The organism is Halomonas sp. QHL1 (assembly GCF_001882345.1).
Classification (GTDB): Bacteria; Pseudomonadota; Gammaproteobacteria; order Pseudomonadales; family Halomonadaceae; genus Vreelandella.
This window is the reverse complement of sequence record NZ_MINL01000001.1, coordinates 2,724,255-2,739,028: the sequence shown is the minus strand read 5'-3', so window position 1 is coordinate 2,739,028 and position 14,774 is coordinate 2,724,255. Positions and strand designations below refer to the sequence as shown.

Annotated in this window: 14 protein-coding genes; 7 read left to right on the top strand and 7 right to left on the bottom strand. The window is 57.2% G+C overall.

The genetic code is table 11. The features are described from left to right. Positions 1-54 precede the first annotated feature (54 nt). Entirely contained in the window at positions 55-498 is a 444-nt protein-coding gene (gene aroQ / locus QHL1GM_RS12515; RefSeq protein WP_071694778.1) for a type II 3-dehydroquinate dehydratase, read from the top strand. Here the strand turns inward: aroQ and QHL1GM_RS12510 are convergent. From QHL1GM_RS12510 to QHL1GM_RS12480, 7 genes are all read right to left on the bottom strand, one after another. Continuing rightward, a complete protein-coding gene (locus QHL1GM_RS12510) occupies positions 491-1,270 on the bottom strand; it encodes an IclR family transcriptional regulator C-terminal domain-containing protein (RefSeq protein ID WP_071694777.1) in 780 nt (259 codons plus the stop codon). The genes aroQ and QHL1GM_RS12510 overlap by 8 nt on opposite strands. A gap of 202 nt (positions 1,271-1,472) precedes the next feature. Beyond that, positions 1,473-2,423 (bottom strand): AEC family transporter, encoded by a 951-nt coding sequence (locus tag QHL1GM_RS12505; protein WP_071694776.1) that lies wholly within the window; start codon positions 2,421-2,423, stop codon positions 1,473-1,475. A gap of 74 nt (positions 2,424-2,497) precedes the next feature. Next, positions 2,498-3,376: a shikimate dehydrogenase gene (locus QHL1GM_RS12500; RefSeq protein WP_083571030.1), complete on the bottom strand. Its 879-nt coding sequence runs from the start codon at positions 3,374-3,376 to the stop codon at positions 2,498-2,500. Continuing rightward, complete coding sequence (locus QHL1GM_RS12495; RefSeq protein WP_071694775.1) at positions 3,373-5,259, bottom strand: bifunctional sugar phosphate isomerase/epimerase/4-hydroxyphenylpyruvate dioxygenase family protein; 1,887 nt, start codon at positions 5,257-5,259, stop codon at positions 3,373-3,375. Before QHL1GM_RS12495 ends, QHL1GM_RS12500 begins: the two co-directional genes overlap by 4 nt. Before the next feature lie 28 nt (positions 5,260-5,287). Continuing rightward, complete coding sequence (locus QHL1GM_RS12490; protein ID WP_071694774.1) at positions 5,288-6,553, bottom strand: TRAP transporter large permease; 1,266 nt, start codon at positions 6,551-6,553, stop codon at positions 5,288-5,290. Next, positions 6,550-7,047: a TRAP transporter small permease gene (locus QHL1GM_RS12485; RefSeq protein WP_071694773.1), complete on the bottom strand. Its 498-nt coding sequence runs from the start codon at positions 7,045-7,047 to the stop codon at positions 6,550-6,552. Before QHL1GM_RS12485 ends, QHL1GM_RS12490 begins: the two co-directional genes overlap by 4 nt. A gap of 86 nt (positions 7,048-7,133) precedes the next feature. Beyond that, positions 7,134-8,180, bottom strand: coding sequence for a DctP family TRAP transporter solute-binding subunit (locus QHL1GM_RS12480; protein WP_071694772.1), 1,047 nt, complete (start codon positions 8,178-8,180; stop codon positions 7,134-7,136). Positions 8,181-8,348: 168 nt separating this feature from the next. Between QHL1GM_RS12480 and QHL1GM_RS12475 the strand changes: the two genes are divergently transcribed. The 6 genes from QHL1GM_RS12475 (at position 8,349) to QHL1GM_RS12450 (ending at position 14,742) form a co-directional block, all read left to right on the top strand. Then, entirely contained in the window at positions 8,349-9,014 is a 666-nt protein-coding gene (locus tag QHL1GM_RS12475) for a TetR/AcrR family transcriptional regulator (RefSeq protein ID WP_071694771.1), read from the top strand. Between the two features lie 197 nt (positions 9,015-9,211). After that, positions 9,212-10,540, top strand: coding sequence for an adenylosuccinate lyase family protein (locus QHL1GM_RS12470; protein ID WP_071694770.1), 1,329 nt, complete (start codon positions 9,212-9,214; stop codon positions 10,538-10,540). Positions 10,541-10,728: 188 nt separating this feature from the next. After that, positions 10,729-11,559, top strand: coding sequence for a CoA transferase subunit A (locus tag QHL1GM_RS12465; protein WP_071694769.1), 831 nt, complete (start codon positions 10,729-10,731; stop codon positions 11,557-11,559). A gap of 5 nt (positions 11,560-11,564) precedes the next feature. After that, a complete protein-coding gene (locus tag QHL1GM_RS12460; protein WP_302847897.1) occupies positions 11,565-12,332 on the top strand; it encodes a CoA-transferase subunit beta in 768 nt (255 codons plus the stop codon). Positions 12,333-12,358: 26 nt separating this feature from the next. Further along, complete coding sequence (pcaF, locus tag QHL1GM_RS12455; RefSeq protein WP_071695997.1) at positions 12,359-13,561, top strand: 3-oxoadipyl-CoA thiolase; 1,203 nt, start codon at positions 12,359-12,361, stop codon at positions 13,559-13,561. Positions 13,562-13,572: 11 nt separating this feature from the next. Next, complete coding sequence (locus tag QHL1GM_RS12450; RefSeq protein ID WP_071694767.1) at positions 13,573-14,742, top strand: alpha/beta fold hydrolase; 1,170 nt, start codon at positions 13,573-13,575, stop codon at positions 14,740-14,742. Positions 14,743-14,774 lie beyond the last annotated feature (32 nt).

Here is a 14,774-nt window from a genome sequence, read left to right as displayed (position 1 = left end):
TAGAACAGGCTGTATCGGCGATTTACCCACCAACACACAAGGTTGAAGAGAGTTATGAGTCAAGGAAAGGTATTGGTATTGCATGGTCCCAATCTAAACCTGCTGGGTAGCCGTCAGCCAGAGATATACGGGTACGAGACGTTAGACGACGTGAATAACCTCTTGCGGGAGAAAGCGGTGATGGCCGACTGGGACATCACTTGCCTGCAGAGCAATCATGAAGGCGAACTGATTGATGCTATTCATGCCGCGCGCCTGGACGGCACCCAAGCGATTATTATCAACCCCGCTGCCTATACACATACCTCTGTAGCTATTCTTGATGCCCTCAATGCCTTTGATGGCAAAGTGATTGAGGTGCATTTGTCCAATGTTCACAAGCGCGAAGCCTTTCGCCATCACTCCTACGTATCACTACGCGCCGATGGAGTCATTGCCGGTTTAGGGGTTCAAGGTTATCGAGCTGCGCTAGAGGCGGTGATGGTAGGGTCTAATTAATATGCGCCCTTATTTGAGCTACTTTGTTTTGTAAAACAGGTAAGTAAACATTAATCAACCTATCAAGATCGACCCGAGCAGCGTTAGTGCTGATGTTGATTGCGCCCATTAAATGCTGCTTGGCGTCATAAACAGGAACGGCGATAGAGCGTAATCCTGAGTCAAGCTCTTGATCCGAAATCGCATAGCCTTGCTGCCGAGCTTTTAGTATCTGGCTTCGTAGTTCACTAACATCTGTCACCGTTTTATCGGTGTAGGGCTCTAAAGCAACCGACGATAGGAAGTGATCGAGGTCCGTATCGCTGAGCTGAGCCAGTAGCATGCGCCCCATAGAGGTATGAGCCGCTGGTAGCCGGGTGCCCACAGAAAGTGTAATTGCCATCAAGCGATGTTTTGCTGCCGAGCGGGCTACATAAATAACATCGTTGCCATCTAGCACGCCAAGTGACGAGGATTCCCCGGTTTCAGCGGTAATGTCTTCGAGATGTTGCTGAATAACATCTCGGTAATTATTAGCCGATAAAAAGGCATAGCCGAGCTGAAGCACGCGGGGTGCCAATTCGAAGTAGCGTTGCTGTTTTCGCACATAACCCAGTGCATGCAGAGTGAGCAAGAAGCGCCTCGCTTTTGCTCTATTCATTCCCGTCCGCGCTGCGACCTCGCTTAGTGTCATGCGCGGGTGCTCATGATCGAATGCCTGAATAACTTCCAAGCCGCTAGCAAGCGCAGTTACAAAATCGCGGCTGTCTTCACTCAGCATTTCTTCCTGCATTTCTTACTATCCATTATCTTGAAACTTGATATAAAAGGTTAACGCAAAAAAGTTCGCAATGCGAACTAATGAGTGTGAAATGATCTGAAAAGTGGGCTTCTTACCGGCTCATCTGTGTAGCTCGTATCATCGAGCTAACTTTTTTCTTAAAAGGGTTAGCATCAGAGTGATGTCAATATTGCTTTCGATAAGATCTCATTATTCAAAACGCTATTAGCCCAGAGAGTGACAACAACCCGATTATCAGGCTAAGCGTGAAGAAGGAGGCTACCGTCGCCACAAGCATTGAGGCAGCACTAACGCCACCTAAACCATAGCGTTGGCCAAACAATGGGTAAATACTGATCATTGGCGAGGCAGCAAACAGCAATGCACCTGCCATATAAAGTGGATCAATGTCTGGAACAAAATAGAAGGCGATGAAAATGACCAGCGGATGAATAAGCAGTTTGCCGACTACGATCTGGCCAACATCACTCGCCATGCCTTTAACCTGCAAGCCAAATAGCGCGCCGCCGATCACTAATAGCGCCGCCGGGCCCGCTGCGTCGGCCAGCATATCAATGGCTTTAAACAGCGGCGTGGGAATCTTAATGCCGGAAACGGCCAGACAAATGCCGATCAGTAAGCCTACCAATACGGGGTTTTTGATCAGGCTAAGGGCTGTCTGCTTAACTGTTTTCCATACGCTAGCACCTTGGTGGTTACCCATTTCGGCCAGAATCAGTGCTGCGGGAATAACCAGCAGGTTTTCAATGAGCATATTGAGCGCTAACAGAACTGCCGCAGGCGAACCGATGACCATGGCGGCCACGGGATAGCCGACAAAGCCGCTATTGGCGGCCGCCATGCCGAGCGCCTGCATGGCGCTGACGTTAAGGGGTTGGCGCTGTAGTTTTAAGCAGAGCAGTAACCCTGCACCGAAAACGGCGATAGAGCCCAGCCCGTAAGCCACCAGATAGTTGAGCTTGAAAACCTCTTCGAGAGGTTGCTGGGTGAGCGCGCGAATAACGAGCGCGGGCAGCGCGCAGTAGAGCACAAAGACGCCTACCCCCTGCATCTGCTCGCGCTGGATAATGCCGCTCCATCTCGCTATATACCCTAAGCTAATGAGTAGGAATATGGGCGTGGTAATCCCAAGTATAGGGAGCATGTTGGCCCCTTAGCGCATGAAGGCAAATGGTAGTGTTCGAATAACGAATAATTGTACGCTATTTCTTTGGCGCTTCACGGTACGGAGCGAACAGCAGGGGTGACGAGCTGTTCTATATAGTGCGTTCGTAGTGGGATGACATGGGGATCGATCTGTTCAGGAGTGATGCAATCGGCGGTGAAAAAGCGAAACGCATCCACGCCCTGAAACACAAACAGGTCAACACCCGAAAGCGTTTTGGCGCCCGCCTGATGAGCGGCGTTTAACAGCTCGGTATGGGCGGGGATGTAGACTGCATCAAAGACCCAGTGTTGGGCACCCAACCCGGCGGTATCGATGGGGCAGCCGGGGTGGTTGATGTGACCAATCGGCGAGCAGTTGACCACGCCCTGCCAATGAGGAAGTTCTCGCTGCGCCTGCTCTGGCGTGATGCACGCTGCGTTAATCCCCATGGCGTTTAGATCACGGCTGAGGCTCTCTGCCCGGGCGCTGTCATGTTCAAGAATGTGTATGCAACTAACAGAAAGCTCCCCCAGCGCACACGCCACCGCACGGCCCACGCCACCGGCGCCGATCAGTAGAACCTCACCAGCGGGCTGGCTAGCGAAAGAGTGGCGGTAGGCGCTGATAAAACCGGTGTAATCGGTGTTTTCAGCGCGCAGACCGTCAGCGTCAAACAGCAGGGTGTTGGCGGTGCCTACCCGCCGTACGCCTTCACCGCGGATTTCGGCGAGCTGCGCGGCTTTCTCCTTAAAGGGGAACGTAACGTTGGTGCCCCGGTAGCCCTCGGCACGCAGCCTTTGTATGGCGCTGGGAAAGTCAAAATCTGCCACGCCCCGGCTATCGACTAAATCGTAGCGCACTGGCTCGCCCAGTGAGGCACCCAGGCGTTCGTGCAAATCGGGGGATTGCGATTTGGCAATGCCTTCCCCTACCAGTCCGAGTTTGATCATGCTTGGCCTCCTCCCGACGTGTGGTTTGGCGTTTCTTGGGCAATGCCATCAATTTCAGCCTCCAGGCGCTGCTGCGCGGTCACGCGTACAAAGGCATTCGGCGCGCCCAGCCCTTGGTAACCTTCCCGCTGCACCAGCTCGAAAAAGAACGCTTGGCGGCCGGGCTGGGTATACAGCTGATGGAAGTCGCCGTCGCTGTCCTGATCAAAAAGGATGTGATGCTCCTGCATCCATTGCAGGGTTTGCACCGGTAGGTCGAAGCGCGCGGCCAGGTCGCGGTAGTAATTACCGGGAATCGGCAGTACCGGCGTGCCCGCCTGCTGCAGTGCTGCGCTGGTGTCGCGCATGGAGTTTGTACGCAGGGCGACATGGTGAATCCCCGAGCCGCCGTACTGGCGCACAAAGCGGTTGCTGGCGGTATCCGGCGAGGCACTGGCGTTAAGCGCCAGGCGAAAGCGGCCGTTGTAGTTCTGCAGCACCTGACTTTGGATCAACCCGCGTGGATCGGTGACATCGAAGGAGGGCGTTGGCTCCAACTGGAAAATAGCGCGGTACTGCAGCATCAGCGAGAGGTAGTCGTGGTAGGAGAGCGCCACGCTGATATGGTCGATATCCACCAGCGCGCCCTGGGGGACGGGCTGAACATCGACAGTGAATTCGCGATCCCAGGTGCGGCTTAGCTGCGAGTCATCAATAATATAGGAGAGGCTGCCATCCACATTGCGCAGTGCACTCATGCGGTGGCTGGCACCCACCTCCTCGGGCTCGACGATCGCGTAACCAAGCTTGTCCGCCCGTTTGAACGCTTCATAGGCGTTGCCTACGCGCAGGCCGATGGCGGTGATGGCGGTAGCGTCGCGCCCCGGCACACGGCCGGTAAAACTTGCTTCGGTGTTGAGCACAAGATTTACGTCGCCCGCGGCCCAGCGCTCGGCGTTAAGCGTGTGGTGGCGCCCCACGCAGGCCATGCCCAAAGCGCTGAGCAACTCGCGCAGCGATGCTAAATCCGTAGGCTCAACGGCGATTTCCAGAAAGGCGACCGACTCGATCGGTTGCGGCGCGGGAATGCCGCTGTCGCTCTGCATGCTGCGCAGCAAGTTGTAGGAACGCAGCCCGTCCCGGGCCGTCTGATCGCTGTGACCCATGCGAAAGACATCGTTAAAGATCTCGTGGGAGAGCGGGCCGTCGTAACGGGTCTCATCCAACATGGCCATGAACTTATCCATCTGCAGCTCGCCCTGGCCGGGGAAGCAGCGGTAGTGGCGACTCCACGACAGGTGATCCATGGAGAGACGCGGCGCATCGGCGGTCTGTACCAGAAAGATGCGATCCCCCGGAATGCGGCCAATGGTGCCTAGCTCGGTCTGACGGGAGAAGATATGGAAAGTGTCCAGCACCAGGCCGACATTGGGATGGGCGGCACGGCGCACGACTTCCCAGCTGTCGCGGTAATCGTGAATATGGCGGCCCCAGGCCAGCGCCTCATAGGCCACGCGCAGATTACGCCGCGCGGCACGCTCGCCGAGCTCATAGTAGTCATCGGCGGCGCGGCTCAATCCTGGTAGCGAATCAGGGTGGACGGTACTGCACGCCATGAGCAGATCCGTGCCCAGCTCCTCCATCAGATCAAACTTGTGCTCGGCGCGATCAAACGCCCGCTCACGTGCGCGGCCCTGCAGACCTTCAAAATCGCGAAATGGCTGGAGCGTGACCAGCTTAAGGCCGCGGGAGCAAATCAGCTCACCCGCTTCCCGGGGCGTGCCGGTGAACGCCGTTAGGTCATTTTCAAACAGCTCAAGCCCCTCAAAGCCTGCCTGAGCAATGGCGTCTACCTTCTCTTCCAGTGAGCCGCTTAGGCAAACCGTGGCAATGGATGAGTACATGGCATCACGCTCCTTACATTGAGTAATATCAGTAACCCGCCAGGCGCGGCAGGAAAGTGACCAGCGCTGGTACGAAGGTAATCAGCAGCAGAATCAAAAACTGCACGGCAAGCATTGGCAGAATGCGGCGGATAATCGGCCCCATTCCCACCCCAGAGACAGAGTCGGCGACAAACAGGCAGAGCCCCATGGGCGGTGTGATCAGCCCCATCATCAGGTTGAAGATCACCACGATGCCGAAATGCAGTGGGTCGATACCCAGCGCCATGGCGATGGGGTGAAGGATCGGCACCAGTACCAAAATGGCCGCGATGCCTTCCAAAAACAGCCCTACCACCAGTAGTAGGAGAATCACGGCAATTAGGAATGTCCACTGGGTGTCGATACTCATCAGCGCCCACTCTGTGAGCATATTGGGTACGCGCTCGAAGGTTAGTACCCAGTTGGCCGCCGCTACGGCGCCCATGATGACCATAATCACTGCGCTATCGCGCATGGCCCGGGCGAAGATACCGGGCAGGTTAACCAGCTTGATATTGCGGTAGAGCACCACGCCTAGAAGCAGTGCGTAGACCACTGCAAAGGCCGCCGCCTCGGTGGGCGTGACGATACCGGCAAGAATCGCCCCGACCACAAACACTGGCATGAGCGCAGGCAGCAGACCGTGGAGAAGGGCGTGGCGGCGCGACTGCTGTTTTGATTGGGTTGCGCCAAGGTCACCGGCAAAAAAGTAGACGTAGATGGAAAGCCCCAATGCCAGCAAAAAGCCTGGCACGATACCGGCCAAAAATAGCCCCGGTACCGACACACCGGAGACCGTCAATGCGTAGATAATCACCGGAATACTGGGTGGAATAATCGGGCCAATCACCGAAGAGGCAGCGGTAAGCGCAGCGGCAAAATCGCGTGGGTAGCCCTCTTTTTCCATTGACGGAATGAAGACCCGCCCTAGCGCGGAGGTGTCGGCAATCGCCGAACCTGAAAGACCAGCAAAAATCACCGAGGCCCAGATATTGACGTGTGCCAGTCCGGCTTTCAGGCGGCCGACAATGGCGGTGGCCAGGTTAATAATTCGATGGGTGATACCCGCTTCGTTCATCAGCTCGCCGGCCAGAATGAACAGTGGTATCGCCAGCAGTGGGAAGGACTCCATGCCGCCGAAAAACTGCTGCGAAACGATGCGGATGTGGTAAGGCAAATCGCCGCTACTCATTAACACCGTAAGCGTACCCAGAATGGCAAAGGCAAACGGCACGCCAAGCAGTACGAGGGCTAAAAGCAGTACAAAGATCATGAGGAGACCTCCTCACTGGCGTGCTCGCTCAAACGCAGCGCACCCATCACCAGTGCAGAGAGACTGAGCAGCCCACCGCCAATCAGCATGGAGGCTTGAAAAAGCCACATTGGCATACCCGTGCTTGATGAGGTGCGCCCTCCACGCGCGGCGATAAATTCAACCGCCGACACCATTAAGCCGATGCCCACTACGAGTACTATCAGGTCGACAGCCACGGCTTGCCAGCGCACCCAGCGTGGCGGCAGCAGGCGTCGAATAAGGTCAAAACCGATGTGTTTGTCCTGTAGGTACGCCCAGGACATGCCAAACATAAGGCCGTAAATCATTAAGTAAATGGCGGTATCTTCCCCCCAGGTAATGGAGCCGCCATAGGTGTAGCGCGCAAAGGCATTGCCTGCGACCAGCAGAAAAATCAGCACCATGGCAAGTCCAGCCAAGCTGCCATTGAACAGGATCAGGCCACGGTGTATCCGGGCGAGGAGAGGAGACATAGGAGCACCTTCAATCGATAGTCAGGCACGCAGTGGCACGAGTGAGCCGCCGAAGGCCCACTCGCAAGCGCTTTGTTCAGGCGGGCTTAGAAGCGTGCGGAAACCTCTTCCACAGCGGAAGAGAGGCGCTCGATCCACTCTGCGTCATCGCCAAGCTCTTCGCTCAAATACGCCTGAACCGGCGGCTGGGCGGCTTCGCGGAAGGCCTCCATCTGTTCAGCGGTGGGCTGGGTGATCTCCATACCCTCTGCTTCCAGTTTGGTGATCCCCTCTGCCGAGTTGAACTGTTGAATTGCACGACCTGTAGTGCCCGCGACCACAGCGGCGCGCTTCACTGCTGCTTGTTCCTCTTCGGTAAGCGACTGGAATATCTCATCGTTAATCAGCAGGTGGTCAACGCCGTAAACGTGGCGATCCAGGGTCAAGTAATCCTGAAACTCATAGAAGTTATTGCCGTAGATCACCGAGATGGGGTTCTCCTGGCCATCGACTACGCCGGTGGCTAGGGCTGTGGGTACTTCACCCCAGGCGATGCCCTGGGGCTCTCCACCTAAAGCACTGACCATTTCCAGGTATAGCGGAATAGTCTGCACGCGGAACTTCAGGCCCTGCATATCCTCAGGCGAGTTGATCGGGCGCACGGAGTTGGTGAAGTGGCGGAAGCCCGTTTCGCCGTAAGCCAGTGTGCGTAGGCCTGTCTGTTGCAAGCAGTGCTCGGCTAGTGCTGTACCAAACTCGCCGTCCATTACTTGCCACGCCACTGGCGCTGACGGGAAGGTGTAAGGGATATCCGTTACGGCGACCGCCGGGCAGAAATTAGCGTAGGCGCCGGAGACCATCGCAATGCTGATGGTGCCATCCTGGGCGCCTTCAATCAGCTCGGTTTCACCGCCTAGCGAGCCAGCGGGGTAGAGCTCTACGGTGAGATCGGTTTCGGCTTCCACCAGGTTTTTAAACACCTGTCCGGCCGCGCCCTTTTTCGAGGTGGTCCAGTCATCTGGGTCAACGTGGGCGAAGCGTAGCGTCTGGGCGGAGGCATTTGCTGCGGCAACCAGCGTGGTGGCGGCGATAGCAGCTGCTAGCGTGCGTTTTATAGACGTTTGTTTTAGTGCGAACAGTGGGTGTAGAGACATTGTTGTTGTCCTCTTGTCGGGCCGTTGTCATGGGGTTGGAAAAAGCCTTTAGCCATGGCGTGCCTGGCTTTTTCATCCTTTCCCGATCAACAATGTACGAAATGGTACGTTCAGTCAAGCTGTGGCATACTAGACAAAAGACGACCACGACAATAAAAGGCACGCTCTATGACAGCCTCTTCGACCAAGGCCAGCCCCCCTGCCGCGCGGCGTCGGCGTAAAAATAACCCCGAATCTGTGCGCGCCGATATTCTTGCGGTGGCCACCCGCGAATTCTCAGAAAAAGGCCTCTCTGGGGCACGAATCGATGAGATCGCCGAGAAAACCCAAGCCTCCAAGCGCATGATTTACTACTACTTTAATGATAAAGAGACGCTCTATCTGCACACCTTGGAAGCCGCCTACCAGAAAGTGCGCCTGCAGGAGGCTGAGCTGGATCTTGACCACCTGGCCCCGCTAGAGGCGCTTAGTCGGCTGGTGCGGTTTACCTTTTGTCATCACGCCAAAAACCCTGACTTTATTCGCCTGGTAATGATCGAAAATATTCATCATGGCCGCTTTTTGGCGCAGTCAGAGTTGATTCAATCACTCAATGCCGGGGTGATTGATGTACTTAGCAACGTCTATAGCCGCGGTGTAGAGGAGGGTTGTTTTCGCGAAGGTCTGGATCCTCGGGAGCTGCACTGGCTGATTAGCGCGCTGTCGTTTTTCAATGTCTCAAACCAGCACACCTTTTCGCGGATTTTTGATTGGCACCAAGCCGCGCCAGAGAATCAGCAAAAATTAGAAGATCATGTTACCGATATGGTGCTGCGTTACGTGCGTCCTGACTAAGCAACCCCTTAATGGTGAGCAAAAGTCAGTGCATGTTAGTCCGCAAGCTTGCCTTCCGAAGCAGGGCGACGTTTGTGAGTTCGTCCCTACCTAGTTAGCGTATAGTTCGAAGAGCGAACATATGTACAATTTTGTCCTGGGCCATGCTTATAAGCTATTTTGAGGCGCTGGACAGCGTTAATAGGAAGCCTACCGCCATGCCCTCTGTATTTTTAAAACACTCCTTTATGAGCCAGCTCGCCGTCGCTGAGTGTGACGATGACGCCATGGTGGGTGCCATGCTGGCCTTTGAGTTGGCCCTAGCCGAGGTTCAAGAAGCCAGCGGAGCCGTGCCTGCCGGGATTAGCCAGCAAATGCGTCAGCAACTTGAGCGCGCCAAGGTTAATGTCGATGAGATCGCCGAGGGTATCGCCAGCGGTGGCAATGTGGCGATTCCCTTCGTTAAACAGAGCCGTGCGCTCCTAGCCGATGACCTCAAGCGCTACTGGCACCAGGGGGCGACGAGTCAGGACGTGGTCGACTCCGCGCTGATGCTGCTGCTTAAGTCACGCTTAGCAGCGCTAGACAATCTGCTCTTGCGCTGCCGCTCGGCCGCGGTAGCACTTATGGATACTCATATCGATACACCCATGGTGGGGCGCACCTTGATGCAGCAGGCGCTGCCGATCACTTTTGGAGTCAAGGTGGCCCACTGGGCGCTGGGCTTGGAGCAAGCGCGCCGCCGTTTAAGCGCTGTTGAGCTACCCGTGCAGTTTGGTGGTGCGGTAGGAGTGCACTCGGGTTGGGATAGTCTCGGGCTTGAGTGGATGGACGCCTTGGCCGAGCGGCTAGGCTTGTCGGTGCCGGTACTGCCCTGGCATACCGACCGCTATCCGATTCATGCACTCGGCACGTCGTTGGATGCGGTCGCCGGGGCTGCCGAGAAAATCGCCTTGGATGTGTCGCTACTGACGCAAACCGAAGTCGGTGAAGTAGCGGAACCTTCCGCGCCGGGAATGGGGGAGTCGTCATCCATGCCCCATAAACGTAACCCGGTGCGCAGCGCGCTGATCCGTGGTGCGGCGCGGCAAGTGCATGGTCACACCAGCGTGTTGATCAACGCTGCCGCCCAACCCCTAGAGCGTGGATTGGGTGAGTGGCATGCGGAGTGGGCACCGCTCATGGAGAGTGCTCTGTTGGTAGAGGGCGCGCTAGAGCAAGTGGCCGTGCTGCTGGAAGGGCTCGAGGTCTACCCCGATAACATGTGGCGCAACCTGACGGCCACCGGCGGTGGCATTATGGCCGAGCCGGTCGCACGTTTGCTGGCGCCTACGCTAGGGGCGGATAGAGCCAAAGCGGTTAGCGCGGAAGCGTCAGAAACCTCACGCCGGGAAGCACGCCCCTATTCTGATGTGCTTGCTGAGCACCCCGATGTGAAAGGCGGCGTTGACGTCGAGGCGTTGCGTCATGCCTGCGACCCTGCTTTATACCTTGGTAGCAGCGCTGCCCAAGTATTACGCGCCAAGGAATGGCTGAAAAATTCATAAGCAACTGAAAAAGTTTGCCTTTAACCCCTTGGACGAAAAAAGGGTTAAGTCAATCTTGGCAATTAGTCAGCGTCACGGAATTTGACCCTCATAGCGTTCGGCAGTAACTTGTTCGTATAGAGAATCTATGTTCGTTTGACGAACAAGTTACCCATAAGTAGGCAACGACACGCTAAGAGGCACCCATCATGGCCGAGTTTCTCAGCTTGCATGACGCGGTAGCGCGCTACGTCCAAGACGGCGCCACCGTGGCTATGGAAGGCTTTACCCACCTGATTCCGTTTGCCGCCGGTCACGAAGTGATCCGCCAGAAAAAGCGCGACCTGACACTGATCCGCATGACCCCCGATATCATCTACGATCAAATGATTGGCGCGGGCTGCGCTAAAAAAGTGATCTTCTCTTGGGGCGGTAACCCCGGTGTGGGCTCGCTGCATCGTCTGCGCGATGCGGTTGAGAAAGGCTGGCCGCATAAGGTTGAAATTCTTGAGCATAGTCACGCCGCCATGGCCTGCGCTTTTGAAGCAGGCGCCGCAGGGCTGCCGCTGGCGGTTTTCCGTGGCTACATCGGCAGCGAGCTGCCCAGCGTCAACGACCAAATTAAGTTCATCGAGTGCCCCTTCACCGGTGAGCGTCTAGCGGCCGTGCCGTCGGTGCGTCCGGATGTCTCGATCATTCACGCCCAGCGGGCGGATCGTCAGGGAAACGTGCTGGTGGAAGGGATCGTTGGCGTTCAGAAAGAGGCCGTGCTTGCGTCGAAGCACAGCATCGTTACGGTGGAAGAGATCGTCGATGACTTGGGGGCTACTCCCAATGCCTGTGTGATTCCCAGCTGGGCGATCAGCGCCATTGCAGTAGCCGAGAAAGGCGCGCTGCCCTCGTACACCCACGGCTATTACGGTCGCAGCAACCTCTTCTACAAGGAGTGGGATGCCATCGCCCGAGATCGTGACACCTTCACCCAGTGGCTCGATGACAACGTCTTTAATGCCGCCGATAACGTGGGAGGCCAAGCCTGATGAGTCTGGAATATACCTCTTCTGAAATGATGTCGGTGACCGCCGCACGGGCGCTGGAAAACGGCATGACCTGTTTTGTAGGCATCGGCCTGCCCTCTGAAGCCGCCAACCTGGCGCGGCTGACCCACGCCCCTGATGTGGTGCTGATTTACGAGTCCGGCACGCTGCAGACCAAGCCCGATATTCTGCCGCTCTCCATCGGTGACGGTGAGCTGTGCGAATCAGCGCTGACCACTGTGGCAGTGCCGGAGATGTTCCGCTACTGGCTTCAGGGCGGCAAAGTCGACGTGGGCTTTTTAGGTACCGCGCAAATCGACCGCTTTGCTAACCTTAACACCACGCTGATCGGCGATTACAAAGCGCCCAAGGTTCGACTGCCGGGTGGGGGCGGTGCGCCGGAAATCGCCACCAACGCCGGTGAAGTCTTTATCACCCTGAAGCACTCCAAGCGCGCCTTTGTGAAAGATGTCGACTTTGTGACCACGCTAGGCTTTGGCCGCGACGGCAAAGGGCGCGACAACGTGCCCAATATCGGCAAGGGCCCCACCCGCGTAATCACCGACTTGTGTGTGATGAAACCCGACCTGGACAGCAAAGAGCTGGTAGTGGTGTCACTGCATCCGGGCGTTAGTCGCGAAGACGTGACCGAGGCGACCGGCTGGGAGATTCGCTTTGCCGAACAGCTTGAGAGCACTCCTGAACCCAGCGAAAACGAGCTGACGATTTTGCGTGAGCTCAAAGTGCGCACCGAGCGGGCCCACGCGGACGCATAAAGGAGCTATTTATGAGCGATGTTGTTATGCAAGACGTCTTTCTATGTCATCCCCGCCGCACCGCCGTGGGACGCTTTGGCGGTACGCTGGCCAGCGTACGCCCCGATGACTTAGCCGCGAGCATTTTTAAAGCCGTGCTGGCACAAGCGCCGGATCTCGACCCTGCTGCCATTGAAGAAGTCTTTATGGGCTGCGCCAATCAGGCCGGTGAAGATAACCGCAACGTGGCGCGTATGTCGTCGCTGCTGGCGGGCATTCCTACATCGGTGCCCGGCACGACCATGAATCGCCTGTGCGGCTCGGGTATGGACGCGGTCGGCACGGCGTTTCGCGCCATTAAAGCGGGCGAGATGGCGCTGGCGCTGGCAGGCGGCGTGGAGTCCATGTCCCGCGCGCCCTATGTGATGGGCAAGGCCGACAGTGCCTTCGCCCGCAATCAAAAACTTGAAGATACTACCATTGGCTGGCGCTTGATCAATCCGCTGATGAAGAAAGCCTACGGCGTCGATTCGATGCCGGAGACCGCAGAGAACGTCGCCGAGCAGTTCCATATCTCTCGCGAAGATCAGGACGCTTTTGCCCTGCGCTCCCAGCAGAAAGCCGCGGCCGCCCAAAAGGCGGGGCGCTTTGCTCAAGAGATCACCGCCATCGAGATCCCGCGCCGCAAGCAGGATCCGCTGATCTTTGATCAGGATGAGCACCTTCGGGAAACCACTTTGGAGAAGCTGGCGGGCCTACCTACCCCTTTCCGGGAAGGCGGCAGCGTTACCGCAGGCAATGCGTCGGGTGTTAACGACGGCGCGGCGGCGATGCTGGTGGCCAGTGAAGCGGCGGTTAAACAGCATGGCCTGACACCGATGGCCAAAATCATCGGCATGGCCACGGCGGGCGTTGAGCCGCGGATTATGGGCTATGGGCCGGTACCGGCAGTGCAGAAACTGCTCAAGCGCACCGGTATCGCCATGGACGATATTGATATATTCGAGTTCAACGAAGCGTTCGCCGCCCAGGCGTTAGCCTGTATGCGCGACCTGGGGCTGGCCGATGACGACCCTCGCGTCAACCCGAACGGCGGCGCGATTGCACTAGGGCACCCGTTGGGCATGTCCGGCGCACGGCTACTGCTCACCGCCGCTCATGAGCTACAAAACAGCGGCAAGCGCTATGCACTGTGCACCATGTGCGTAGGCGTGGGTCAGGGTATCGCTACGTTGATTGAACGCGTTTAACGGAGACCGTCATGGCATTTCATACCATCAATGGCCGCAGCGTGGCCTATCGGCTGCTTGGCTCGGAAGTGAATCCACTTATCGTACTGGCGCATCCGCTGGGCATGAGCCAAGCGGTCTGGGACGACATCATTCCCGCACTGCTGCCTCGCTACCGGGTGCTGACCTGGGATCTCCCTGGCCACGGCGCCAGCCAAGCAGTCAGCGGTGAGCAGATCGCCCCCGCTGACCTGGCCGCCGAAGCATTGGCTTTGGTAGAGCTTGCGGGCGCTGCACGCTTTCACTTTGCCGGTACCTCCATTGGTGGCGTGGTCGGCCAGCAACTGATTGCCGAGCATAGCGATCGCCTGCTCTCCGTCACGCTGACCAACACCGGCGCGGTGATTGGCAACCCTGATCTCTGGAACACCCGTGCGGGTCGCGTGCGCCAGGAAGGCTTGGCGGCGATGTCACAAGAAATCGTGCCGCGCTGGTTTGCTCCGGCAGCCTTTGAGGCAAGCCCTGCGCTGAAAGCAGGCTGGTGCACCCAAATGGGCCGTGGCGACGATGAGTCCTACGCCCAGCTGTGCGAAATGCTCGGCCGCAACACCTTCACTGGCAAATTATCGGCAAAGCAGGCCAAAGTGCAGCTATTTGGCGGCAGTGAAGATATGGCTACACCCCCCGCGACGCTGGAAGCCCTGGCGGCAGAACTTGATGGCGCACCGCTGGAGATTTTTGACGGCGTGGGTCACGTGCCTGCGGTAGAAGCCCCGGCGCTGTTTGCACAAAAGCTCCTAGCGGTGCTGGCAACTGATCTGGGCGACGTGGCGAACCACGGTGTGGCGTACGCTACCGGTCTGGAGACCCGCAAGCAGGTATTGGGTGGCGAGCACGTTGAGCGCTCCACCGCCAATGCCAACAGCCTGGATGCGCCCTTCCAGCAGATGATTACCCGCCTGGCCTGGGGCGAACTGTGGAGCAATGACGACTTAACCCGCCGCGAACGAAGCATGATCACCACCGGGATTCTTGCTGCGCTCGGCCGTGAAGAGCTAACGCTGCACCTAAAAACCGCTAAACGGATTGGCCTAACGGAAGCCGAGCTGCGTCAAGTATTGATGCACGTGGCAATTTACGGCGGCGTACCGGCAGCCAATCACGCTTTTGCCCTCGCTAAAGAGCTGGGCTGGGGCGAGTAGGTTAGTGACGATGATAAACATCGATTCAAATA